Here is a 25,041-nt window from a genome sequence, read left to right as displayed (position 1 = left end):
TGGCTGATCTCCTACTGGTGATAGGGTGCGGAAAGACGATGCACCGCTTCAACAAAGACGCCCGCATGCTCAGGGTCAACGTCCTGATGGATGCCGTGGCCGAGGTTAAAGACGTGGCCTTCCCCCTGACCAAAGCCGGCGAGGATGGTCGCGACTTCTTCTTCAATACGCGCGGCGGGCGCATAGAGCATGGACGGATCCATGTTGCCCTGCAGCGCGACTTTGTTGCCCACACGACGACGGGCATCGGCAATATCGGTGGTCCAGTCGAGACCCAGCGCGTCACAGCCGGTCTCCGCCATTGCTTCCAGCCACTGACCGCCGCCTTTGGTGAACAGCGTCACTGGCACGCGGCGGCCTTCGTTTTCCCGCAGCAGGCCATCGACGATTTTATGCATGTAGTAGAGGGAGAACTGCTGGTAGTCGCGGCCGGTCAGCACCCCGCCCCAGGTGTCAAAAATCATCACCGACTGCGCGCCGGCTTTGATCTGCGCGTTGAGATACAGGGTGACGCTCTTCGCCAGCTTATCCAGCAGCGCGTGCAGCGCCTGCGGGTCGGCGTACATCATCTTTTTGATGACGGTGAAAGCCTTGCTGCTGCCGCCTTCCACCATATAGGTCGCCAGCGTCCACGGGCTACCGGAAAAACCGATCAGCGGCACTTCGCCTTTCAGTTCGCGGCGAATGGTGCGCACGGCATTCATCACGTAGCCCAGTTCCTGCTCGGGATCCGGGACTGGCAGCTTGTCGACGTCGGCTTTGCTTTTCACCGGCGAGGTGAAGCGCGGGCCTTCGCCTGCCTCAAAGTACAGCCCCAGCCCCATGGCGTCCGGGATGGTCAGGATGTCCGAAAAGAGGATCGCCGCGTCCAGCGGGTAACGACGCAGCGGCTGGAGCGTCACTTCGCAGGCCAGCTCGGCATTTTTACACAGCGACATAAAGTCGCCCGCTTGCGCACGGGTGGCTTTGTACTCCGGTAAATAGCGGCCCGCCTGGCGCATCATCCACACCGGGGTGACATCAACCGGCTGACGCAGCAGCGCGCGCAGGTAACGATCGTTCTTCAGTTCGGTCATTTTTACATTCCTTTAGCGTTGATACGCCCAGTGTAACATGTCACTCGAACTCTGCCCGACACATCGCGACGGTATCTTCGATAAGCCGGCGCGCCACCGTCCCCGGCGGCGGCAGAAGCGGCAGATCGTCATAGCGGTACCAGTCCGCGCTGAGTAACTCTTTTTTATCCACCACGATATCGCCCTCCGCGTAATCTGCCATAAAGGCAGTCATCAGCGACTGCGGGAACGGCCACGGTTGAGAAGTCACGTAGCGCAGATTTTTCACCCGGATACCGCTCTCCTCCATCACCTCACGGGCAACGGCCTGCTCGAGGGTTTCGCCGACCTCGACGAACCCAGCCAGCACGGTGTGTATCCCATTGCGATGTCGGGTATGTTGCGCCAGCAGGATCGCATCGTCGCGACGGATAGCGACGATAATGCACGGGGCAATTTGCGGGTAGTAACGTTCACGGCAGTGGCTGCACAGCATCGCCCATTCGCTTTTACTGGCATGCATCGGGTGACCGCAGTAGCCGCAAAATTTATGCGATCGATAAAATTCGGCGAGCTGGATCCCCCGTCCCGCCAGCTGAAAGAGTCCCGGATCCTGATCCAGCACCTGGCGTAACGATCCCATGTCATGGCGGCGATCCTGGCGCACCATCCACACCGGATCGCCCTGCCATTCGCCGATATGCAGCGCATGCTGGCCGACAAGATCGAAATTAACCGCTTCGCCATGTGGTAATTCTCCACCAGGCAACCATAATTTTTGTTCGTGACTGACAACCCACCAGCCGCGATCTAATTTTTCAATAATACGATCCATATCTATTGCACTACCTTTGCTTCACTGGCATGTTGTTAACATTATTTTTACATTTTTGGTGAGCAGATTTAAATCAAAACTAGCGGAGTCAATCATGCTAAACCAGCTGGAAAATCTGACGGAGCGCGTTGGCGGTAGTAATGAACTGGTCGATCGCTGGCTACAAGTGCGTAAGCATCTGCTCGTGGCTTACTACAATCTGGTTGGCCTGAAACCGGGCAAAGAGTCGTTTATGCGGCTAAACGAAAAGGCGCTGGATGACTTTTGCCAAAGTCTGGTGGATTACCTCTCGTCCGGTCATTTTAGTATTTATGAACGCATTATTGGCGAAATGGAAGGCGATACCCCACTTTTAGCCGCCACCCGGCTTTACCCGCAGCTGGAAGCCAATACCCAGCAGATGATGGACTACTACGATACCTGCCTCGAAAACGCCATTGATCATGATAACTACCTTGAATTTCAGCAGGCGCTGTCGGATATCGGCGAGTCGCTGGAAGCGCGTTTCGCCCTAGAAGATAAACTGATCGCCCTCGCCGTCGCCCATCATCTGAACGATGAGGTGCGCGATAATATTGCCCCGACCGCTTGAGTTGTGCGCAATTAACGAGTAGTTTACCTTCATTCCCCCTCTCCGGAGGGGATGTCATCTTGTCGGAGTGCTTATTTTCCATGTGAAGGCTAACGTGGAAAAGGCTGAGACCGTTAATTCGGGATCCGCGGAACCTGATCAGGCTAATACCTGCGAAGGGAACAAGAGTAAACTGCTGTTCGCGTCAGTCCGTCAGGGCCGATCGCATCTGTTACTCCATCCGTCGTCTGACAAGCCATGTCCTTTTCATCTGGAATGCGCTATGTCTACTACCAAACTGACCCGTCGTGAGCTACGCGAGCACGCGCAGCGATTTATCGATACGCTGGAAGGCGCTGCTTTCCCTAATTCGCGCCGTATCTACATTCAAGGTTCACAAGCGGATATCCGCGTCCCAATGCGTGAAATCCAGCTCAGCCCAACCCTCGTCGGCGGCGATAACGATAACCCCCATTACGAAGCCAACGAACCGATCCCGGTGTATGACACCTCCGGGCCTTATGGCGACCCGGATATTGGCATTAATGTCCGCCAGGGGCTTGCCAGGCTGCGCCAACCGTGGATCGACGCGCGCAATGACTGCGCCCCGCTCAGCGAACGCAGCTCGGCCTATACCAAAGCGCGGCTGGCCGATGACGGCCTTGATGAGCTGCGCTTCAATAGCCAGCTGAAGCCAAAACGCGCCGTTGCCGGCAAATGTGTTACCCAACTGCACTACGCCCGCCAGGGGATCGTCACCCCGGAGATGGAGTTCATCGCCATTCGCGAAAACATGGGCCGCGAACGTATTCGCAGCGAAGTTCTGCGCCAGCAGCATGCCGGCGAAGGCTTCGGCGCCCGCCTGCCGGAAAACATTACCCCTGAGTTCGTCCGTGATGAAGTGGCCGCCGGGCGCGCCATCATCCCGGCCAATATCAACCACCCGGAGTCTGAGCCGATGATTATCGGCCGCAACTTCCTGGTAAAAGTGAATGCTAATATCGGCAACTCGGCGGTGACCTCCTCCATCGAAGAAGAGGTCGAGAAGCTGGTCTGGTCCACCCGCTGGGGCGCCGATACGGTGATGGATCTCTCCACCGGCCGTTATATCCACGAAACCCGCGAGTGGATCCTGCGTAACAGCCCGGTACCGATCGGCACCGTACCGATTTACCAGGCGCTGGAGAAAGTCAACGGCATCGCCGAGAACCTCACCTGGGAAGCCTTCCGCGATACCCTGCTGGAACAGGCCGAACAGGGCGTCGACTACTTCACCATTCACGCCGGCGTACTGCTGCGCTACGTCCCGATGACCGCGAAGCGTCTGACCGGCATCGTTTCGCGCGGCGGCTCAATCATGGCCAAATGGTGCCTGTCGCACCATCAGGAAAACTTTCTCTACCAGCATTTCCGCGAAATCTGCGAAATCTGCGCCGCCTATGACGTGTCGCTGTCGCTGGGCGATGGCCTGCGCCCCGGCTCCATTCAGGATGCCAACGACGAAGCGCAGTTCTCCGAGCTGCGCACTCTCGGCGAGCTGACGAAAATCGCCTGGGAGTATGACGTGCAGGTGATGATCGAGGGCCCCGGCCACGTGCCGATGCAGATGATCCGCCGCAATATGACCGAGGAGCTGGAGCACTGCCACGAAGCGCCGTTCTACACCCTCGGGCCGCTCACCACCGACATTGCGCCGGGCTACGACCATTTCACCTCCGGCATCGGCGCGGCGATGATCGGCTGGTTCGGCTGCGCCATGCTGTGCTATGTCACGCCAAAAGAGCATCTCGGCCTGCCCAACAAAGAGGATGTGAAGCAGGGGTTGATTACCTACAAAATCGCCGCCCACGCCGCCGACCTGGCGAAAGGTCACCCCGGGGCGCAGATCCGCGATAACGCCATGTCGAAGGCGCGTTTTGAATTCCGCTGGGAAGACCAGTTTAACCTCGCGCTGGATCCATTTACCGCCCGGGCCTATCACGATGAAACCCTGCCGCAGGAATCCGGCAAAGTTGCCCACTTCTGCTCCATGTGCGGTCCGAAATTCTGCTCAATGAAGATCACTCAGGAAGTCCGCGACTACGCCGCCAGACAGGCCATCGACGCCGGCATGGCCGATATGTCGCATCACTTCCGCGCCCGCGGCGGCGAAATCTACCTGAAACAGGAGGAAGTCTGATGTATCAGCCTGATTTTCCACCCGTCCCGTTTCGTCTCGGACTCTACCCGGTAGTGGACAGCGTGGCGTGGATTGAGCGCCTGCTCGAAGCCGGCGTGCGTACTATTCAGCTGCGCATCAAAGACCGACGCGACAGCGAGGTGGAGGATGACGTCATCGCCGCCATCGCCCTTGGCCGCCGCTATCACGCCCGGCTGTTCATTAACGATTACTGGCGACTGGCGATCAAGCACCAGGCCTACGGCGTGCATCTCGGACAAGAAGATCTGGAAACCACCGATCTGAGCGCCATCCGCCAAGCCGGGCTACGTCTGGGCGTCTCCACCCATGACGATATGGAGATTGATGTCGCCCTGGCGGCGCGCCCCTCTTACATCGCCCTGGGTCACGTCTTCCCGACGCAAACCAAACAGATGCCCTCCGCGCCGCAGGGGCTCGAGCAGCTTGCCAGACATATCCAACGCCTGGCGGATTACCCCACCGTGGCGATCGGCGGAATTAGCCTTGAAAAGGCCCCGGCGGTGCTGGCGACCGGCGTCGGCAGCATCGCAGTGGTCAGCGCCATCACCCAGGCGGCGGACTGGCGGGCAGCGACCGACCAGCTGCTGGCGCTGGCGGGAGCGGGCGATGAATGATCACGACTTTATGCGCTATAGCCGTCAGCTGCTGCTGGAGGATATCGCCATCGAGGGGCAGCAGAAGCTGTTAGCCAGCCGGGTGCTGATTATCGGCCTTGGCGGGCTGGGCTCCCCGGCGGCGCTCTATCTGGCCGGGGCTGGCGTCGGGACGCTGACCCTGGCCGATGACGACGCCGTGCATCTCAGCAATCTGCAGCGGCAGATCCTGTTCACCAGCGCGGATATCGATCGGCCAAAAGCCGCGGCGGCAAAGACGCGGCTCAGCCAGCTAAATCCGCAGATCAAACTGGTTGCGCTCCAGCAGCGATTAAGCGGCGAGGCGCTGCGCGCCGAGGTGGAGAAAGCGGACGTGGTGCTGGACTGTACCGATAACATGGTCACCCGCCAGGCGATCAATGCCGCCTGCGTGGCCCTCGACATCCCGTTAGTGACCGCCAGCGCCGTCGGCTTCGGCGGTCAGCTGATGGTGCTCACCCCCCCCTGGACGCAGGGCTGCTATCGCTGCCTGTGGCCGGATAGCGACGAACCGCAGCGCAACTGCCGCACCGCGGGGATCGTCGGTCCGGTGGTCGGCATGATGGGCACGCTGCAGGCGCTGGAGGCCATTAAGCTGCTCAGCGGCATGACGACGCCGCGCAACACTCTGCGGCTGTTCGACGCCCGCACCAGCAACTGGCGTAACCTGGCGCTACAGCGTTCCCGGGGCTGCCCGGTTTGCGGAGGGCGGCATGCAGATCTGGTTTAACGACGAGCCGCTGGCGTGCGCCGACCATCTCAGCGTCAGCGCCCTGCTGACCCAGCTCGAACAGCTGCAGCCGGGCGTCGCGCTGGCGCTCAATCAACACATTCTGCCGCGCGACCGGTGGGAAGATCATCTCTTGCAGGAAGGCGATCGAGTCCTGCTTTTTCAGGTTATCGCTGGAGGCTGACATGTTACGTATTGCAGACAAAACATTTGAATCCCATCTTTTCACCGGTACCGGCAAATTCGCCGCCCCGGAGGTGATGGTTGAGGCGATTCGCGCCTCGGGCAGCCAGCTGGTCACCCTGGCGATGAAGCGCGTCGATTTACGTCAGCACAATGACGCCATCCTCGCCCCGCTGCTGGCGGCGGGAGTCAGCCTGCTGCCGAATACCTCGGGCGCCAAGACAGCGGAAGAGGCGGTGTTTGCCGCCCGCCTGGCGCGGGAAGCCTTGGGCACCCACTGGCTGAAACTGGAGATCCACCCGGACGCCCGCTGGCTGCTGCCCGACCCGATTGAAACCCTGAAAGCGGCGGAGCTGCTGGTCCGCGAAGGGTTCGTGGTGCTGCCCTACTGCGGCGCCGACCCGGTGCTGTGTAAACGGCTGGAAGAGGCTGGCTGCGCGGCGGTGATGCCCCTGGGCGCGCCGATCGGCTCCAATCAGGGGCTGGAAACCAAAGCCATGCTGGAGATTATTATCGAGCAGGCGACGGTGCCGGTGGTGGTCGACGCCGGCATCGGCGTCCCAAGCCATGCGGCGCAGGCGCTGGAAATGGGCGCGGACGCGGTGCTGGTCAATACCGCTATTGCCGTCGCCGACGATCCCGTGGCCATGGCCCACGCTTTCCGTATGGCGGTCGAGGCCGGCTTGCTGGCCCGTCAGGCCGGACCGGGGGCGCGCAGCGCGCAGGCGCAGGCCACCAGCCCGCTCACCGGATTCCTGGAGGCGCTGGCATGAAAACCTTCAGCGATCGCTGGCGGCAGCTGGAGTGGGACGACATCCGCCTGCGCATCAACGGTAAAACCGCCGCCGATGTCGAACGGGCGCTGGCGGCCAAACAGCTGACCCGCGACGACATGATGGCCCTGCTTTCGCCGGCGGCGGCCGGGTATCTTGAACCTCTGGCCCAGCGCGCGCAGCGGCTTACCCGTCAGCGCTTCGGCAATACCGTCAGCTTCTACGTGCCGCTGTATCTCTCCAACCTGTGCGCCAACGACTGCACCTACTGCGGCTTCTCGATGAGCAACCGCATTAAGCGCAAGACGCTGGATGCTGCCGAGATTGCCCGCGAGTGCGCCGCGATCCGCGACCTGGGCTTTGAGCATCTGCTGCTGGTGACCGGTGAGCATCAGGGCAAGGTGGGAATGGATTATTTCCGCCAGCACCTGCCGGCAATCCGCAGCCAGTTTGCCTCGCTGCATATGGAGGTGCAGCCGCTGGCGACCGACGAGTATGCCGAGCTGAAAACCCTGGGGCTCGACGGGGTGATGGTCTATCAGGAGACCTATCACGAAAGCATGTACGCTCAGCACCACCTGAAAGGGAAAAAGCAGGATTTCTTCTGGCGGCTGGATACGCCGGATCGCCTGGGCGAGGCGGGGATCGATAAGATCGGCCTTGGCGCGCTGATCGGCCTTTCCGACAGCTGGCGGGTGGATTGCTTTATGGTCGCTGAGCACCTGTTATGGCTGCAGCAGCGCTACTGGCGCAGCCGCTATTCGGTCTCCTTCCCGCGTCTGCGTCCCTGCGCCGGCGGCATTGAACCAGCCTCGCTAATGGATGAGCGTCAGCTGGTGCAGACCATCTGCGCCTTCCGCCTGCTGGCGCCGGAGGTTGAGCTATCGCTATCCACCCGCGAATCCCCCTGGTTCCGCGACCGGGTGATCCCGCTGGCGATCAATAACGTCAGCGCCTTCTCCAAAACCCAGCCCGGGGGTTACGCCGACGACCATCCGGAGCTTGAGCAGTTCGCGCCACACGATGACCGTCGGCCTGAAGAAGTCGCCAGCGCGCTGGCTGCCCGCGGCCTGCAGCCGGTGTGGAAAGACTGGGACAGCTGGCTGGGACGCGCCTCGCAAACCTCATGATGTACAGTGTAAGCGCCTGATATTTTTGCGCGCCTGCACGAGAGATGAAAAACGGAGGCTGGCCCGCCAGGCGCCCTTTTTCTATTCTGCCCGGGTCAGCAGCGGACGCTGACCAGGGCGAACCTTTTCTTCCTCATTTTCGCCCTGCCTCTCCGCGTTGATCGAGGGCCTGTTCATTGTCGCCGAATATAAATCACGATACATGAAGGCCTCAGAGTTATAATTGAGCAATAGTTAACTGATTCGATCGGCAGGCGTCGCAGTCGCAACCTGCGTTCGGACCCCATGGTTTATACATCCGGGACGATTAACGATTCATGGCTCTACACAACAGAAAGCTCTCTTTCACGACGCCGATCGTCGTGGGGTTTGCCGGCATCTTGCTCAGTTTTATGCTGATCGCTATTTTTGTCACCCTGGCGCAGCGAAAAGATTTTCTTGAAGATTATCACGACATTAACCGCAACTTTACCCACAACCTGGCGATCAACTACACGGAAACCCTGCTGCGGGAAAATGATTTTATCCTTGGGCGCGCGGTCGCCTTCTTTGCCCGCAATGACGAACTGAATCGCGCAGTCAATGTGGAACCGGAGAAAGGGTTAACGACGCTGATGCAGTTACAGAACATGATGCCGAGCGTCTCATCCATCTCGCTGGCGGATACCGAGGGCCACTATCTGCGCGCCCCGGAGGTGCTGGAAAATGAAGACAGTCAGGCTTTCGATCCCAGAACGCGACCCTGGTTTATCAAACAGGCGGAAGCCAGCACCTTCAGCCACTACACCAGCCCATATATGGATTTTTTTACCCACCATCCGACGATTACCATTTTCAAACCCATCATCACCCCGGAGGGGAAACTCAAGGGCAGCCTGGCCTTTCATCTCGATCTCACCTCCATGGGGTTCGCGCTGCGCCAGATGGTGGCCCCCGTACAGGGCGAGTTTTTTGTGGTGCAGCGTGATGGCAAAGTGGTCCTGCACTCCGACCCTGGCGCGCTATTTAAACCCTTCGTCAGTAATGAGCTGATGGATAAAATGACCAGCGGCGAGGGGCAGCTTTACGATCCCGGGAGCGACACCTGGTATTACTATTACTCCTTTACCAATCCCGACTGGTTTGTGATTTTCCGTGTCGATAACACTACCCTGGTTAATCTGACGCGCCATGAAACCAATTTAGTGATCGGCGGTTTCGCCCTCGCGGCGATCATCATCATCCTGTTCGGCCTTTATCTGCGTCATGCCTCCCGCACCGTGCTGATGAATATCATCAATGCGATTAAAACCGGCGACGTCAAACGCGCCCCACGCCTCGAGGCGATGCTGAGTAAAGCCATTGAAACTAATAAGCAGCGCGAACTGACCTACGTCCGCCAGGCGACCATTGACGCGCTCACCGGCTGCAAGAACCGCCGCGCCTTCGACAGCGATATTGCCGCGCTGATGAACGATCATCAGCCGTTCGCCCTCGCTCTGGTCGATATCGATAACTTTAAATCGATCAACGACACCTGGGGTCACCTCAACGGCGATATCGTTCTGCGTAACGTCGCCCGCGAAGGGCTGCAGGTCCTCCAGCCACTGGAGATATCCCTCTATCGCTATGGTGGTGAAGAGTTCGCGGTGGTCTTTCCTGCCGAACATATTGATAACGCCCGCACGCTGCTGGAAACATGGCGGGTAAACGTCGAACGGCGCACCTGGCGCGAAGATGGCCTGACGGTCACCTTCAGCGCCGGGCTGGGGGAATGGAACATGGAGCCGCTGGATAAACTGGTGGTGAGCGTCGATGAAGCGCTGTACAAAGCCAAACAGCAGGGTAAAAACCGTATCCTGCGCGCCTAGGGCTTTAGCGCCGCAACCGCCCACTTCGGTGGGCTTTTTTATTTTTTCCGGCAAAAATGAAACCGGTTTCAATTTTTGTGTGATGACTTACACACAATCACGGTAAAGCGGTTGTCGCATCGCCAGGGCCGCGATAAACATAAGACATCACGGAACACAAGGGCCACTGACTATGAAGAATATCGTTTTGTGCTGTGCCGCCGGTATGTCTACCAGCATGCTGGTTCAGCGTATGCAAGATGCCGCGCAGAAGAAAGGTGTTGAGGTCTCAATCAAGGCCGTACCGGTCGCCGAGTTTAAAGATAATCTGGCCGCCGCCGACATTATTCTGCTCGGCCCGCAGGTGAAATATGAGCAGGCGAAGCTGCAGGCGCTGGCCGACCCGTTCGGCAAAAAGGTCGCCGTGATCGATATGATGGACTACGGCATGATGAAAGGTGATGCCGTTCTGGATAAAGCCCTTAAGATGCTGGAGTAATCGATGGAAGATTTAGAAACGATCATCATGGAGCTGCTGGTTAACGCGGGTTCTGCGCGCAGCGCGGCGCTGACGGCGCTACAGCTGGCGCGGAAAGGCGATTTTGCCGCAGCGGAGCAGGCCATGGCCGAGTCCCATGAGTTCGTCAAACATGCGCATAAAATTCAGACCCAGCTTATCGGCCTGGATGAAGGCAGCGGTAAGCTACCGGTCAACCTGATCACCGTGCATTCTCAGGACCATCTGATGAACGCCATGGTCATTCAGGATCTGGCGACCGATATGATTGAACTATACCGTCGCCTGCCCCTCGCGCAATAATCTCTCGAATTGAACGGGCGTCGCTGCCGGCGCCCGTCCCCGCTTACAGAAAGCCGTACATCGCAGCGAATACCCAGCCAAAAACGCAGGAGACGCCAACGCCGATGAGCCCGGGCAGGATAAAGCTGTGGTTAATCACAAAGCGGCCAATATGGGTGGTCCCTGAGCGATCAAACTGGATCGCCGCCAGATCGCTGGGGTAGGTCGGCAGAATATAGTAGCCATAGCAGGCCGGCGCAGAAGCCACGATATAGGCCGGGTCGACGCCGATGGCCAGGGCCACCGGAACAATCGCCGCCAGCGCTGCCGCCTGCGAGTTCACAAACTTCGAAACCAGCAGCAGCACGATGGCATAGGCCCATGGATACTCTTTGACTATCTCCCCGAGCACGCCTTTAATTTCGGTCATGTGAGCGCCAAACATGGTCTCCGCCATCCAGGCGATGCCGTACACCGCGACGATAGCGATCATTCCCGAACGAAAGACCTCATTTTTGGAAATCGATGCCGGGTTGGTTTTAGTAATGATGATGATCAGCGCCCCGGAGAGCAGCATAAACATCTGGATCACCAGCACCATCGACAGCGGTTTACCGTCAAAGGTCGGACGCAGTTCAGAGAAGGCGCCGAGCAGCGCCACCACAGCGATGGAGGCCAGAAAAATCCACATCGCTATCCAGTTGCTGGTGGGCAACTTTCTATCCAGCAGCGTCGCCGTATCGCCATAGACGTAATGGCGGTTCTCCGGTACCGCAATAAACGCCTGGAAGGCTTCGTCTTTATCCAGATCTTTGCCACGGAACCAGCTGAAGATGCCAATGGCTAAAATGCCCAGCAGTGTGGAAGGAATGGTTATCGCCAGCAGATCGAGAAACTCGAGATGTTTACCGTTAAAGGTAAAATTCCCCAGCATCGCCACCAGCGAGACCACCGCCACCGAGACCGGGCTGGCGATGATCCCCATCTGGGCGCCAATGGAGCTGGCGGCCATCGGACGCTCCGGGCGAATGTTATTCTTAATCGCCACATCGTAGATAATCGGCAGGATGGTATACACCACGTGACCGGTACCGCAGAGGATAGTCAGCGTGCAGGTGACGAAAGGCGCCACAATAGAGACATATTTTGGGTTTCGCCGCAGCAGCTTCTCGGCAATCTGCAGCATGACATCCAGGCCGCCGGACGCCTGCAGCGTCGCCGAGGCGGCCACCACCGCAATGATCACCAGCATCACATCAACCGGCGGTTTACCCGGCTGGAGATGAAAAACAAAGACGAGGATCACTAAACCGATGCCGCCCAGCAGCCCCAGCGCAATACCGCCTTTTCGGGCACCATAAAACAGACAAATTAAGATAATAATGAGTTGTATCGCGAATTCCATGCAGCCCCCAGAGCCTGTCCGCTCAGACCTAAAGTAATGATCCCTACCTGCCGGGATTATTTCTGCGCCTTGTTGGGGGAAGCATGAGATGCAGCGATCCCTCTCCAGGCCGTCGCGCCGAAGATAAAGCAGCAGCAGTAATCCCATGATTCATCAGGTATTTTGAATATATCCTCTTTGAATTGTTTATTTTTTGATATGAGTAGAAGTTTTACCCATATATAAAGAAAGGTTTTTGAGGTGAAAGGCTAATGGATATTTTTTATGAATTAATTGCTAAAAAATTGCATCCTGGATATGGCGTAAATGTAATTAAAGATACGGACTGCGGAGAACAGGCAATAAAAAAGCCGGTCAGGAGACCTGACCGGCTTTTTAGCAGTGCATCAACGATTAATCGTTGTCAGAACCGCCCAGACCTGCGTTCAGCAGCTCTGCCAGGTTGGCAGATGCTTCTTCCACGCTCACCTGCGGTGCCGCCGGCAGTTCGCCAGCAGCGCGACGGCGCATACGATCCTGGTGGTACGCATAACCGGTACCGGCCGGGATCAGACGACCCACGATGACGTTCTCTTTCAGACCGCGCAGTTCGTCGCGTTTGCCCGCAACGGCTGCTTCGGTCAGCACGCGAGTGGTCTCCTGGAACGATGCCGCGGAGATGAAGGACTCGGTGGCCAGAGACGCTTTGGTGATACCCAGCAGATCGCGGGAGAACGTTGCGCCCACTTTGCCGTTCGCTTCCAGTTCGCGGTTCGCGATCTTGACGCGGGAGTATTCCACCTGCTCGCCTTCGAGGAAGTCGGAGCTGCCTGCGCTTTCGATGGTGGCTTTACGCAGCATCTGACGAACGATAACTTCGATGTGTTTATCGTTAATCTTAACGCCCTGCAGACGGTATACGTCCTGGACTTCGTTAACAATGTAACGGGTCACAGCATGTACGCCACGCAGACGCAGAATGTCGTGCGGTGCTTCCGGACCGTCGGAAACTACGTCACCACGTTCTACACGTTCACCTTCGAACACGTTGAGCTGACGCCATTTCGGAATCATCTCTTCGTACGGCTCGCTACCGTCTACCGGGGTGATAACCAGGCGACGTTTCCCTTTGGTTTCTTTACCGAAGGAAATGATACCGCTGATTTCAGCCAGGATAGCCGGCTCTTTCGGACGACGTGCTTCGAACAGGTCCGCAACGCGCGGCAGACCACCGGTGATGTCCTTGGTACCGCCGGATTCCTGCGGAATACGCGCCAGGGTGTCACCAGAGCTGATCTGTACGCCATCTTCCAGCTGAACAATCGCTTTACCCGGCAGGAAGTACTGAGCAGGCATATCGGTACCTGGGATCAGAACGTCGTTGCCCTGAGCATCAACGATTTTCAGCGCCGGACGCAGATCTTTACCACCTGCGGTACGTTCTGCAGAGTCCAGAACCACCAGCGAAGACAGACCGGTCAGCTCGTCGGTCTGACGAGTAATGGTCTGGCCGTCGATCATGTCAGTGAAGCGGATAAAACCACTCACTTCGGTGATAACCGGCATGGTGTGCGGATCCCAGTTTGCGACGGTTTCACCGCCGGCAACCTGCTCACCGTCGCCTTTCGCCATAACCGCACCGTAAGGCACTTTATAGCTCTCTTTGGTACGACCGAATTCGTCGATCAGCTTCAGCTCGGTGTTACGAGAAGTGATAACCAGTTTACCGCTGGAGTTCACAACCGACTTCGCGTTGCTGAGCTTGATGCTACCTTTGTTTTTCACCTGGATGCTGGATTCAGCAGCCGCACGAGATGCCGCACCACCGATGTGGAACGTACGCATCGTCAGCTGTGTACCCGGCTCACCGATGGACTGTGCCGCGATAACGCCGATAGCCTCACCTTTGTTGATGATGTGGCCACGCGCCAGGTCACGACCATAGCAGTGCGCACATACACCAAAGTCGGTGTCACAGGATACAACGGAACGCACTTTGACGGAGTCAACGGAGTTCGCTTCCAGCAGGTCACACCAGTGCTCGTGCAGCAGCGTGTTGCGTGGAACCAGAATATCCGCGGTACCCGGCTTCAGCACGTCTTCCGCCGTCACACGACCCAGTACGCGATCGCGCAGCGGCTCTTTAACGTCGCCACCTTCGATAACCGGCGTCATAGTGATGCCTTCCAGGGTGCCGCAGTCGTCTTCAGTGACGACCAGGTCCTGGGCAACGTCGACCAGACGACGAGTCAGGTAACCGGAGTTCGCTGTTTTCAGTGCGGTATCCGCCAGACCTTTACGCGCACCGTGCGTGGAGATGAAGTACTGGAGTACGTTCAGACCTTCACGGAAGTTCGCGGTGATCGGCGTTTCGATGATGGAGCCATCCGGCTTCGCCATCAGACCACGCATACCGGCCAGCTGACGAATCTGTGCAGCAGAACCACGCGCACCGGAGTCGGCCATCATGTAGATGCTGTTGAAGGAAACCTGCTGCTCTTCCTGACCGTCACGGTTAATCACGGTTTCGGTTTGCAGGTTGTCCATCATCGCTTTGGATACACGATCGTTCGCCGCAGCCCAGATATCGATAACTTTGTTATAGCGTTCGCCCGCGGTCACCAGACCGGACTGGAACTGTTCCTGAATCTCAGCAACTTCCGCTTCCGCTTCGCTGATGATTTCGTATTTTTTCTCCGGGATGACCATGTCATCGATACCAACGGATGCACCTGAACGCGCTGCGTAAGCAAAGCCGGTGTACATCGTCTGGTCCGCGAAAATAACGGTCGGTTTCAGGCCCAGAATACGGTAACAGGTGTTCAGCATCTTGGAGATCGCTTTCTTACCAAGCGCCTGGTTCACGATAGAGAACGGCAGACCTTTCGGTACGATCATCCACAGAATGGCACGGCCAATGGTCGTGTCTTTCAGGCTGGTTTTCGCGACAAACTCACCATTGTCGTCTTTTTCGTATTCAGTGATACGCACTTTAACGCGCGCATGCAGAGAGGCCAGGCCGGCGCGATAAATACGCTCAGCTTCTTTCGGGCCAGTCAGCACCATGCCTTCGCCTTTGGCGTTAACACTGTCACGGGTCATGTAGTACAGACCCAGTACAACGTCCTGAGACGGAACGATGATTGGTTCGCCGTTCGCCGGGGACAGGATGTTGTTGGTAGACATCATCAGCGCACGCGCTTCCAGCTGGGCTTCCAGCGTCAGCGGTACGTGAACAGCCATCTGGTCACCATCGAAGTCGGCGTTGTATGCCGCACAAACCAGCGGGTGCAGCTGGATGGCTTTACCTTCGATCAGAACCGGTTCGAATGCCTGGATACCCAGACGGTGCAGGGTCGGCGCACGGTTCAGCAGAACCGGGTGTTCGCGGATCACTTCGTCCAGGATATCCCAAACGACAGCTTCTTCGCGCTCAACCATCTTCTTAGCGGCTTTGATGGTGGTGGCCAGGCCACGCAGTTCCAGCTTGCCGTAGATGAACGGTTTGAACAGCTCCAGCGCCATTTTCTTCGGCAGACCGCACTGATGCAGACGCAGGTATGGGCCTACGGTGATAACAGAACGACCGGAGTAGTCAACACGCTTACCGAGCAGGTTCTGACGGAAACGACCCTGTTTACCTTTGATCATATCGGCCAAAGATTTCAGAGGACGTTTGTTAGAACCGGTGATCGCACGACCGCGACGACCGTTGTCCAGCAGGGCATCTACCGCTTCCTGCAGCATACGTTTTTCGTTGCGTACGATGATATCCGGCGCAGCCAGATCCAGCAGACGTTTCAGACGGTTGTTACGGTTGATCACGCGACGATACAGATCGTTGAGGTCAGACGTCGCGAAACGACCGCCATCCAGCGGAACCAGCGGACGCAGATCTGGCGGCAGTACCGGCAGAACGGTCAGGATCATCCACTCCGGCTTGTTGCCAGACTGTACGAAGGCTTCCAGCAGCTTGATGCGCTTGGTCAGCTTTTTACGCTTGGTTTCGGAGTTGGTTTCGTTCAGCTCTTCACGCAGCTGCTCGCATTCCTGCTCCAGATCCATATTGCGCAGCAGCGCCTGGATCGCTTCCGCACCCATCTTCGCGTCGAATTCGTCACCGAACTCTTCCAGCGCGTCCAGGTACTGTTCTTCAGTCAGAATCTGGTTGCGTTCGAGGTTGGTCATGCCACCTTCGATAACCACATAGGATTCAAAGTACAGTACACGTTCGATATCGCGCAGCGGCATATCCAGCAGCAGGCCGATACGGGACGGCAGGGATTTCAGGAACCAGATGTGCGCAGTCGGACATGCCAGCTCGATGTGGCCCATGCGCTCACGACGCACTTTGGTCTGGGTCACTTCAACGCCGCACTTCTCACAGATCACACCGCGGTGTTTCAGGCGCTTGTACTTACCGCACAGGCACTCATAGTCTTTTACCGGCCCAAAGATACGGGCGCAGAAAAGGCCGTCACGCTCAGGTTTGAACGTACGGTAGTTAATGGTTTCCGGCTTTTTAACTTCACCGAAAGACCATGAACGGATCATGTCTGGCGAAGCCAGAGCAATTTTGATCGCATCAAACTCTTCGGTTTTAGTTTGCGCTTTCAGAAACTTTAATAAGTCTTTCACGGATTTGCTCCCGTCGGAGTTAGCACATTCCGCTGCCGGGCGTTAACCCGGCAGCAGTGACCTGTTTGAGCGAGAATTACTCGTCTTCCAGTTCGATGTTGATGCCCAGCGAGCGAATTTCTTTCAACAGTACGTTGAAGGATTCCGGCATGCCCGGTTCCATCTGGTGATTGCCGTCCACGATGTTTTTATACATCTTAGTACGACCGTTCACGTCATCAGACTTAACGGTGAGCATTTCCTGCAGGGTGTAGGCTGCGCCGTATGCTTCCAGCGCCCACACTTCCATCTCACCGAAGCGCTGACCACCGAACTGCGCCTTACCACCCAGCGGCTGCTGAGTCACCAGGCTGTAAGAACCGGTGGAACGCGCGTGCATTTTGTCGTCGACCAGGTGGTTCAGTTTCAGCATGTACATGTAACCCACGGTTACCGGACGCTCGAACTGCTCACCGGTGCGGCCGTCGAACAGGGTGATCTGACCGGAAGTCGGCAGGTCGCCCAGCTGCAGCAGCGCTTTAATTTCCGCTTCTTTCGCACCGTCGAACACCGGCGTTGCGATCGGCATACCTTTACGCAGGTTTTCAGCCAGACGCAGAACTTCTTCATCGCTGAAGGTATTCAGGTCAACTTTCTGACGAACGTCAGCGCCCAGATCGTAGGCACGCTGGATGAACTCGCGCAGTTTCGCGACTTCCTGCTGCTGTTTCAGCATGGCGTTGATCTTATCGCCGATGCCTTTCGCAGCCATACCCAGGTGAGTTTCCAGGATCTGACCGATGTTCATACGAGACGGTACGCCCAGCGGGTTCAGGACGATATCTACCGGCGTACCGTTAGCATCGTGCGGCATATCTTCGATCGGGTTGATCTTAGAGATAACACCCTTGTTACCGTGACGACCTGCCATCTTGTCACCAGGCTGGATACGGCGTTTAACGGCCAGGTATACCTTAACAATCTTCAGCACGCCCGGTGCCAGATCGTCGCCTTGGGTGATTTTGCGGCGTTTCGCTTCGAGTTTTTTCTCGAACTCGTGTTTCAGTTCGTCGTACTGCTCAGCCAGTTGTTCCAGCTGATTTTGTTTCTCTTCGTCAGTCAGGCCCAGTTCCAGCCAGCGATCGCGCGGCAGTTTGTCGAGCTTCTCAGCTTCAACGCCACCGGAGACCAGCACCGCGTAGATACGACTGAACAGACCGGCTTCGAGGATCTGCAGTTCTTCAGACAGGTCTTTTTTGGCCTGCTTCAGCTGCATCTCTTCGATTTCCAGCGCACGTTTGTCTTTTTCTACGCCGTCACGGGTAAAGACCTGAACGTCGATAACGGTACCAGAGACACCGTTCGGTACGCGCAGAGAAGAGTCTTTAACGTCAGACGCTTTCTCACCGAAGATCGCACGCAGCAGTTTCTCTTCCGGCGTCAGCTGGGTTTCACCTTTCGGCGTAACCTTACCAACCAGAATGTCGCCGCCGGTCACTTCCGCACCGATATAAACGATACCGGACTCATCCAGTTTGGAGAGCGCAGCTTCACCCACGTTCGGGATGTCAGCGGTGATCTCTTCCGGCCCCAGCTTGGTGTCACGGGACACGCACGCCAGTTCCTGAATGTGGATAGTGGTGAAACGGTCTTCCTGGACAACACGCTCGGAAACGAGGATGGAGTCTTCGAAGTTGTAGCCGTTCCACGGCATGAACGCGACGCGCATGTTCTGACCCAGCGCCAGCTCACCGAGGTCGGTGGACGGGCCGTCGGCCAGCACGTCGCCGCGCTCGATAGGTTCGCCCAGGGACACGCAAGGCATCTGGTTGATGCAGGTGTTCTGGTTAGAACGGGTGTATTTGGTCAGGTTATAGATGTCGATACCCGCTTCGCCCGGGTACATCTCGTCTTCGTTAACTTTGATAACGATACGGGAAGCATCCACGTACTGAACGGTACCGCCGCGCTTAGCAACGGCAGTAACGCCGGAGTCGACGGCTACAGCACGTTCCATACCGGTACCAACCAGCGGCTTATCAGCGCGCAGAGTCGGAACGGCCTGACGTTGCATGTTCGCACCCATCAATGCACGGTTGGCGTCATCGTGTTCCAGGAACGGGATCAGGGACGCACCGACGGATACCACCTGCTGGGTGGATACGTCCATGTAGTCAACCTGGTCGCGGCTGAACAAGCTGGATTCGCCTTTGCTACGGCAGGTCACCAGATCTTCTACGAAGTGGCCGTTTTCATCCAGGTTGGAGTTCGCCTGAGCGATAACGTAGTTGCCTTCTTCGATAGCAGACAGGTAGTGAATTTCGTCGGTAACCACACCGTCGGTCACTTTACGATACGGCGTCTCAAGGAAGCCATATTCGTTGGTCTGCGCGTATACGGACAGGGAGTTGATCAGACCGATGTTCGGACCTTCAGGCGTTTCGATTGGACATACGCGACCGTAGTGAGTCGGGTGTACGTCTCGAACTTCGAAGCCTGCGCGCTCACGGGTCAGACCGCCTGGGCCGAGTGCGGAGATACGACGTTTGTGCGTGATCTCAGACAGCGGGTTGTTCTGGTCCATAAACTGAGACAGCTGGCTGGAACCAAAGAACTCTTTCACTGCTGCGGAAATCGGCTTGGCGTTGATCATATCCTGAGGCATCAGGGTATCCAGATCGCCCAGAGACAGACGCTCTTTCACCGCACGTTCTACACGTACCAGGCCAACGCGGAACTGGTTTTCCGCCATTTCGCCAACGGAACGGATACGACGGTTGCCGAGGTGGTCGATATCGTCCACTTCGCCTTTACCGTTACGGATATCGATGAGCTTCTTCATCACTTCGATGATGTCGTCTTTGCTCAGGATACCGGAACCTTCGATTTCGTCGCGCAGCAGAGAACGGTTGAACTTCATACGACCAACCGCGGACAGATCGTAGCGGTCTTCGGAGAAGAACAGGTTCTCAAACAGGCTTTCAGCGGCTTCACGAGTCGGCGGCTCGCCAGGGCGCATCATGCGGTAGATTTCTACCAGCGCGCTCAGACGATCGTTAGTCGGGTCGACGCGTACCGTTTCAGAGATGTATGGACCGTGGTCCAGATCGTTGGTAAACAGCGTTTCGATGCGCTTGTGGCCAGACTGGCTCAGCTTAGCCAGCAGATCCAGGCTCAGCTCCATGTTCGCCGGGCAGATCAGTTCGCCAGTCGCTTCATCGATATAGTCTTTAGCCGCCACTTTGCCCGCGATATATTCAACCGGCACTTCGATATGCTTGATATCGTCTTTTTCCAGCTGACGGATATGGCGAGCCGTGATGCGACGGCCTTTCTCAACGTACACTTTGCCGTTGGCTTCGATATCGAAGGAGGCGGTTTCACCGCGCAGACGCTCCGGAATCAGCTCCATCTGCAGCTTGTTGTCGCGAATTTCAAAGACCACTTTTTCGAAGAACAGGTCAAGGATCTGCTCAGTGGTGTAATTCAGCGCGCGCAGGATGATGGTAGCCGGCAGCTTACGACGACGGTCGATACGAACGAACAGGTTGTCTTTCGGGTCGAATTCGAAGTCCAGCCAGGAACCGCGGTAAGGGATGATACGTGCGTTATACAGAACCTTACCGGATGAGTGAGTCTTACCTTTGTCACTGTCAAAGAAGACGCCCGGGCTACGGTGCAGCTGAGAAACGATAACACGCTCGGTACCGTTGATGACGAAGGTACCGTTGTCGGTCATGAGCGGGATTTCGCCCATGTAGACTTCTTGTTCTTTAATGTCTTTGACGGTGCCTTCCGGCGCTTCGCGCTCGTAGATCACCAGACGCAGTTTTACGCGCAGCGGTGCAGAGTAAGTCACGCCACGGATCTGACATTCTTTAACGTCAAAAACCGGTTCGCCCAGACGGTAGCTGACGTATTGCAGCTCGGAATTACCGCTGTAGCTCTGAATCGGGAACACGGAACGGAAAGCAGCTTCCAGACCGTACTGCCCTTCAGGATCTTGCTCGATAAACTTCTGGAACGAGTCAAGCTGGATAGAAAGGAGATATGGCACATCCAGAACTTGTGGACGTTTACCAAAATCCTTACGAATACGTTTTTTCTCGGTATAGGAGTAAACCATAGGGTTCCTCAGCTCGCTGACAAGTCGACCCATCTGCCCGCAGAGGGCAGTTTTTTATGCAACACTATTTTGTTGACCGGAAAATGGAACACTTTCCGCAATGCCTGTTGCTATCACGCTTAAACCATTTCATTGCGATTTACACAGCCCAGGAACCCTAACCTGTCGCAGTATATTAAGTCGTCGATAGAAACAAGCATTGAGAGGCAAACCAGTAGTCAAACAGCGTGAAACGCTACTGGCGCCTTACAGCGCAAAAAGGCTGGTGACCAAAAAGTCACCAGCCTCAGCCTGATTTCTCAGGCTGCAACCGGAAGGGTTGGCTTATTTAACTTCAACTTCAGCGCCAGCTTCTTCCAGAGATTTTTTCAGAGCTTCAGCGTCGTCTTTGCTGATGCCTTCTTTCAGTGCAGCCGGAGCAGATTCTACCAGGTCTTTAGCTTCTTTCAGACCCAGGCCAGTCGCGCCACGTACTGCTTTGATAACAGCAACTTTGTTAGCGCCAGCAGCTTTCAGAATTACGTCGAATTCAGTTTTTTCTTCAGCAGCTTCAACCGGGCCAGCAGCTACAGCTACAGCAGCAGCAGCGGAAACACCGAATTTTTCTTCCATTGCAGAGATCAGCTCAACAACGTCCATTACGGACATAGCGGATACTGCTTCAATGATTTGATCTTTAGTGATAGACATTTAAATTGTTCCTGAATATCAGAATAAGTTTATACGTAAGCGAATGCTTTACAATGATAACTGCGATTAAGCAGCTTCTTTTGCATCGCGTACAGCAGCCAGAGTACGAACCAGTTTGCCAGCCGAAGCTTCTTTCATGGTTGCCATCAGGCGTGCAATTGCTTCTTCGTAGGTCGGCAGAGTTGCCAGGCGGTCGATCTGCGACGCCGGGATCAGCTCACCTTCAAAGGCAGCGGCTTTGACCTCAAATTTTGCATTCGCTTTCGCGAACTCTTTGAACAGACGAGCAGCAGCGCCCGGGTGTTCCATAGAGTATGCAATCAGGGTCGGACCAACAAACGTGTCTTTCAGGCACTCGAACTGAGTACCTTCAACGACGCGGCGCAGCAGGGTGTTACGAACAACACGCATGTATACGCCAGCTTCACGACCTGCTTTACGCAGTTCAGTCATTTTATCTACAGTTACGCCACGGGAATCCGCAACTACTGCAGACAGCGCGCCTTTGGCTACTTCGCTGACTTCAGCAACAATCGCTTGTTTGTCTTGAAGATTTAAAGCCATTAGCTTTGCTCCTGGATGTTTGCCAGAGCCTATGCTCTGGAACTCACTTCACTCAATTCAACGAAAAGAGCGTCTAAATACGGTGAGCAGAAACAAGCCAGAATATCCAAAAATAATCTTAGCGTTCTGTCACCGTCTACGCAGGGGATTAAGTTTCTTGCGAAACACCTGCGGTCTTCGACGGAGGCCTGGATAGGCCAGGCTCCAACGAACAATTCGGTTACCTGCTAACCATCGTTAGCAAACGTGGGCGAAGATTGTAGACAAATTCGCCGCCCACGTAAAGGCATTAGTTTGCAGAAGCGTTCAGGCCAGCCTGATCTACTGCAACACCTGCACCCATGGTGGTGGAGATGCTAACTTTCTTGATGTACACGCCTTTCGCCTGAGTCGGTTTTGCTTTTTTCAGCGCAACCAGCAGAGCTTCCAGGTTTTCTTTCAGTTTGTCAGCGTCAAAGTCCACTTTACCGATGGTGGTGTGGATGATGCCGTTTTTGTCGTTACGGTAACGAACCTGACCTGCTTTCGCGTTTTTAACCGCTTCAGCAACGTTCGGAGTTACGGTACCCACTTTCGGGTTCGGCATCAGGCCACGCGGACCCAGAACCTGACCCAGCTGGCCAACAACGCGCATTGCATCCGGGGAAGCAATAACAACGTCAAAGTTCATTTCGCCTTTTTTGATCTGCTCAGCCAGATCTTCCATACCTACCAGCTCAGCGCCTGCAGCTTTAGCAGCTTCAGCGTTTGCGCCCTGGGTAAATACGGCTACGCGAACGGAACGGCCAGTACCGTGCGGCAGTACAGTTGCGCCACGGACGTTCTGGTCAGATTTACGCGCGTCGATGCCGAGGTTAACGGCAACGTCTACGCTTTCGGTAAATTTAGCGGTGGCCAGCTCTTTCAGCAGAGCGATGGCTTCGTTGATGTCGTACTGTTTAGTTGCATCAACTTTCTCACGGATCACGCGCATGCGCTTGGTCAGTTTAGCCATTTCTTAGTCCTCCACTACCAGGCCCATGGAACGTGCAGTACCTTCGATGGAGCGAGTCATCGCTTCAATGTCGGCACCAGTCATGTCGGCAGCTTTGGTCTGCGCGATTTCCTGCAGCTGAGCGCGGGAGATTTTACCCACTTTATCTTTGTTCGGCTTACCGGAACCAGACTTGATGCCTGCAGCTTTCTTCAGCAGAACAGCAGCCGGCGGAGTCTTGGTAACAAAGGTAAAGGAACGGTCAGCGTAAACGGTGATAACAACCGGGATCGGCAGACCTTTCTCCAGGGAATCAGTTTTGGCGTTGAACGCTTTGCAGAATTCCATGATGTTCACGCCCTGCTGACCCAGTGCTGGGCCGACCGGCGGGCTCGGGTTCGCCATACCAGCTGCAACCTGCAGCTTGACGTAGGCTTGGACTTTCTTAGCCATTCTTAAATCCTCAAATTGGGTATTAACGCTTCAGAGAAGCTCCCCGTGATTAAACATCGTTTTACGGGCCGGGCCCATAAAAACAAAAGGCGCGAAATTGTATGCCAATTTCGCGCCCTATGCAACGATTAAATCGCTGCTTTTTTGATCGCCGGCTTACGCCTTCTCAACCTGGCTGAAGTCCAGTTCTACCGGGGTCGCACGACCGAAGATAGAAACGGAAACTTTCAGGCGGGACTTCTCATAGTCCACTTCTTCCACCACGCCGTTAAAGTCAGCGAACGGACCGTCGTTAACGCGAACCATTTCACCCGGTTCAAACAGCGTTTTCGGACGCGGCTTATCGCCAACCTGCTGCAGACGATTCATGATGGCGTCGACTTCTTTGTCGCTGATCGGCGCCGGACGGTCAGAGGTACCGCCGATGAAGCCCATCACGCGCGGTACGCTGCGCACCAGGTGCCAGCTTGCGTCGTTCATGACCATCTGGACCAGAACGTAGCCCGGGAAGAATTTACGTTCGCTTTTGCGACGCTGGCCGCCACGGATCTCAACCACTTCTTCGGTCGGGACCATGACTTCGCCAAATAACTCTTCCATGTTGTGTAATTTGATATGTTCACGCAGCGACGTGGCTACGCGACCTTCAAAACCGGAAAACGCCTGAACGACGTACCAGCGCTTTTTAGGAGCTTCAGACATCTCAGAACCTCAGGCCAGTGATAAAGGAGACCAGGCGAACCAGAATACCATCCAGTCCCCACAGGATCAGTGACATTACTGCAGTCACGGCAGCAACAATCAGCGTAGTATGCAGCGTTTCCTGGCGAGTCGGCCAAATCACTTTACGAACTTCGGTTCTCGCTTCGCGAGCAAAAGCAACGGTCGCCTTACCTTTCGTCGTCAACAGCGCGACGCCACCGGCAGCAGCAATAAGAATAACCACGGCCAGCGCACGCACCGCCAGCATAATGTCGCGATAAAGGAAGTTGCCCACGATCGCCACGATCAGCAGCACGGCAACGATAATCCACTTCATCGCTTCCAGGCCGCGCCCGCTCCCTTGAGCTTCGGTATTCGCACTCATAAACCAACCTGTCAGAAGTATTCTACAAACAATTTCACCCCGCGGGGGCGAGGCGATCCAAACCGAAATTAAGTTTCGGATTATACACTTAACTATTCAAATTGCTTCAACGCTGACGGTTCTGTCGCCCCTGCCCTGCTGTTGCAAAGAAGGATACTGATTTGCCGTCGCACTACCGCTCGAATGGTTTGGTGTATAAACGCCCTCTTCAGAGCCTGTCTCAGCAATGATTATGACAAATAAAATCACTGATGAGCCAGGTTCTGGTGTGAAAGCGTGCAAAAAGGGCATCAAATGATGCCCTTTTATTGCGCATTGCGTCAAATGTTATCAGCGATTAGCCGAGAACTTTAGCAACCACGCCCGCGCCAACGGTACGACCGCCTTCACGGATTGCGAAACGCAGACCA

At 56.1% G+C, this 25,041-nt stretch carries 22 protein-coding genes and 1 riboswitch; of the genes, 10 read left to right on the top strand and 12 right to left on the bottom strand.

The window, feature by feature from the left end:
- Nucleotides 1-11: 11 nt before the first annotated feature.
- Both hemE and nudC read right to left on the bottom strand, forming a co-directional pair.
- Nucleotides 12-1,076: a uroporphyrinogen decarboxylase gene (hemE, locus tag ACOI7D_RS26295; protein WP_023291600.1), complete on the bottom strand. Its 1,065-nt coding sequence runs from the start codon at nucleotides 1,074-1,076 to the stop codon at nucleotides 12-14.
- Nucleotides 1,077-1,116: 40 nt separating this feature from the next.
- Nucleotides 1,117-1,890, bottom strand: coding sequence for an NAD(+) diphosphatase (gene nudC, locus ACOI7D_RS26290; protein WP_044524904.1), 774 nt, complete (start codon nucleotides 1,888-1,890; stop codon nucleotides 1,117-1,119).
- A 94-nt stretch (nucleotides 1,891-1,984) separates the two neighbouring features.
- Here nudC and ACOI7D_RS26285 point away from each other — a divergent pair, with 94 nt between their 5' ends.
- The 10 genes from ACOI7D_RS26285 (at nucleotide 1,985) to ACOI7D_RS26240 (ending at nucleotide 10,758) form a co-directional block, all read left to right on the top strand.
- Nucleotides 1,985-2,482 carry an Rsd/AlgQ family anti-sigma factor gene (locus ACOI7D_RS26285; protein WP_023291598.1) on the top strand — a complete coding sequence of 166 codons (498 nt, stop codon included), beginning with the start codon at nucleotides 1,985-1,987 and terminating at the stop codon, nucleotides 2,480-2,482.
- 53 nt (nucleotides 2,483-2,535) lie between these two features.
- Nucleotides 2,536-2,660: riboswitch (TPP riboswitch) on the top strand.
- Nucleotides 2,661-2,744: 84 nt separating this feature from the next.
- Nucleotides 2,745-4,640, top strand: a complete 1,896-nt coding sequence (thiC, locus tag ACOI7D_RS26280; protein WP_060592196.1) for a phosphomethylpyrimidine synthase ThiC — start codon at nucleotides 2,745-2,747, stop codon at nucleotides 4,638-4,640.
- Nucleotides 4,640-5,275, top strand: coding sequence for a thiamine phosphate synthase (thiE, locus tag ACOI7D_RS26275; RefSeq protein ID WP_060592194.1), 636 nt, complete (start codon nucleotides 4,640-4,642; stop codon nucleotides 5,273-5,275). The genes thiC and thiE overlap by 1 nt, the downstream gene beginning before the upstream one ends.
- The gene (gene thiF / locus ACOI7D_RS26270; protein ID WP_060592192.1) at nucleotides 5,268-6,023 is read left to right on the top strand and encodes a thiazole biosynthesis adenylyltransferase ThiF; all 756 of its coding nucleotides are present in this window, start codon (nucleotides 5,268-5,270) and stop codon (nucleotides 6,021-6,023) included. Before thiE ends, thiF begins: the two co-directional genes overlap by 8 nt.
- Nucleotides 6,007-6,207, top strand: a complete 201-nt coding sequence (thiS, locus tag ACOI7D_RS26265; RefSeq protein ID WP_017901114.1) for a sulfur carrier protein ThiS — start codon at nucleotides 6,007-6,009, stop codon at nucleotides 6,205-6,207. Before thiF ends, thiS begins: the two co-directional genes overlap by 17 nt.
- Nucleotide 6,208: 1 nt before the next feature.
- Nucleotides 6,209-6,979 carry a thiazole synthase gene (gene thiG / locus ACOI7D_RS26260; RefSeq protein WP_004206751.1) on the top strand — a complete coding sequence of 257 codons (771 nt, stop codon included), beginning with the start codon at nucleotides 6,209-6,211 and terminating at the stop codon, nucleotides 6,977-6,979.
- Complete coding sequence (thiH, locus tag ACOI7D_RS26255; protein ID WP_023291594.1) at nucleotides 6,976-8,109, top strand: 2-iminoacetate synthase ThiH; 1,134 nt, start codon at nucleotides 6,976-6,978, stop codon at nucleotides 8,107-8,109. Before thiG ends, thiH begins: the two co-directional genes overlap by 4 nt.
- Before the next feature lie 317 nt (nucleotides 8,110-8,426).
- Nucleotides 8,427-9,959, top strand: coding sequence for a sensor domain-containing diguanylate cyclase (locus tag ACOI7D_RS26250; protein ID WP_017901111.1), 1,533 nt, complete (start codon nucleotides 8,427-8,429; stop codon nucleotides 9,957-9,959).
- A 172-nt stretch (nucleotides 9,960-10,131) separates the two neighbouring features.
- Complete coding sequence (locus ACOI7D_RS26245) at nucleotides 10,132-10,437, top strand: PTS sugar transporter subunit IIB (RefSeq protein WP_002884150.1); 306 nt, start codon at nucleotides 10,132-10,134, stop codon at nucleotides 10,435-10,437.
- A gap of 3 nt (nucleotides 10,438-10,440) precedes the next feature.
- Entirely contained in the window at nucleotides 10,441-10,758 is a 318-nt protein-coding gene (locus tag ACOI7D_RS26240) for a PTS lactose/cellobiose transporter subunit IIA (RefSeq protein ID WP_004206755.1), read from the top strand.
- 43 nt (nucleotides 10,759-10,801) lie between these two features.
- Here ACOI7D_RS26240 and dcuB read toward each other — a convergent pair whose 3' ends face one another.
- From dcuB to ACOI7D_RS26190, 10 genes are all read right to left on the bottom strand, one after another.
- Nucleotides 10,802-12,142, bottom strand: a complete 1,341-nt coding sequence (gene dcuB / locus ACOI7D_RS26235) for an anaerobic C4-dicarboxylate transporter DcuB (protein WP_109546757.1) — start codon at nucleotides 12,140-12,142, stop codon at nucleotides 10,802-10,804.
- A gap of 393 nt (nucleotides 12,143-12,535) precedes the next feature.
- Complete coding sequence (gene rpoC, locus ACOI7D_RS26230) at nucleotides 12,536-16,759, bottom strand: DNA-directed RNA polymerase subunit beta' (RefSeq protein ID WP_004206757.1); 4,224 nt, start codon at nucleotides 16,757-16,759, stop codon at nucleotides 12,536-12,538.
- Nucleotides 16,760-16,835: 76 nt separating this feature from the next.
- Entirely contained in the window at nucleotides 16,836-20,864 is a 4,029-nt protein-coding gene (rpoB, locus tag ACOI7D_RS26225; RefSeq protein ID WP_004206758.1) for a DNA-directed RNA polymerase subunit beta, read from the bottom strand.
- Between the two features lie 324 nt (nucleotides 20,865-21,188).
- The gene (gene rplL, locus ACOI7D_RS26220) at nucleotides 21,189-21,554 is read right to left on the bottom strand and encodes a 50S ribosomal protein L7/L12 (protein WP_002884142.1); all 366 of its coding nucleotides are present in this window, start codon (nucleotides 21,552-21,554) and stop codon (nucleotides 21,189-21,191) included.
- A 66-nt stretch (nucleotides 21,555-21,620) separates the two neighbouring features.
- Nucleotides 21,621-22,118 (bottom strand): 50S ribosomal protein L10, encoded by a 498-nt coding sequence (gene rplJ / locus ACOI7D_RS26215; RefSeq protein WP_001207203.1) that lies wholly within the window; start codon nucleotides 22,116-22,118, stop codon nucleotides 21,621-21,623.
- Between the two features lie 289 nt (nucleotides 22,119-22,407).
- Nucleotides 22,408-23,112 carry a 50S ribosomal protein L1 gene (gene rplA, locus ACOI7D_RS26210; RefSeq protein WP_002884036.1) on the bottom strand — a complete coding sequence of 235 codons (705 nt, stop codon included), beginning with the start codon at nucleotides 23,110-23,112 and terminating at the stop codon, nucleotides 22,408-22,410.
- A 3-nt stretch (nucleotides 23,113-23,115) separates the two neighbouring features.
- A complete protein-coding gene (gene rplK / locus ACOI7D_RS26205; protein WP_002884034.1) occupies nucleotides 23,116-23,544 on the bottom strand; it encodes a 50S ribosomal protein L11 in 429 nt (142 codons plus the stop codon).
- A 156-nt stretch (nucleotides 23,545-23,700) separates the two neighbouring features.
- Nucleotides 23,701-24,246: a transcription termination/antitermination protein NusG gene (gene nusG / locus ACOI7D_RS26200; protein WP_001287521.1), complete on the bottom strand. Its 546-nt coding sequence runs from the start codon at nucleotides 24,244-24,246 to the stop codon at nucleotides 23,701-23,703.
- Nucleotide 24,247: 1 nt separating this feature from the next.
- Nucleotides 24,248-24,631 (bottom strand): preprotein translocase subunit SecE, encoded by a 384-nt coding sequence (secE, locus tag ACOI7D_RS26195; RefSeq protein ID WP_002883772.1) that lies wholly within the window; start codon nucleotides 24,629-24,631, stop codon nucleotides 24,248-24,250.
- Between the two features lie 337 nt (nucleotides 24,632-24,968).
- On the bottom strand, nucleotides 24,969-25,041 hold a 73-nt coding region (locus ACOI7D_RS26190), incomplete at its 5' end, for a hypothetical protein (RefSeq protein ID WP_001680644.1).

Source organism: Klebsiella sp. C360 (assembly GCF_048822415.1).
GTDB classification, from domain to species: domain Bacteria; phylum Pseudomonadota; class Gammaproteobacteria; order Enterobacterales; family Enterobacteriaceae; genus Klebsiella; species Klebsiella quasipneumoniae.
Note: the sequence above shows the minus strand (reverse complement) of the source record. Positions and strands in the feature narration are given on the sequence as shown.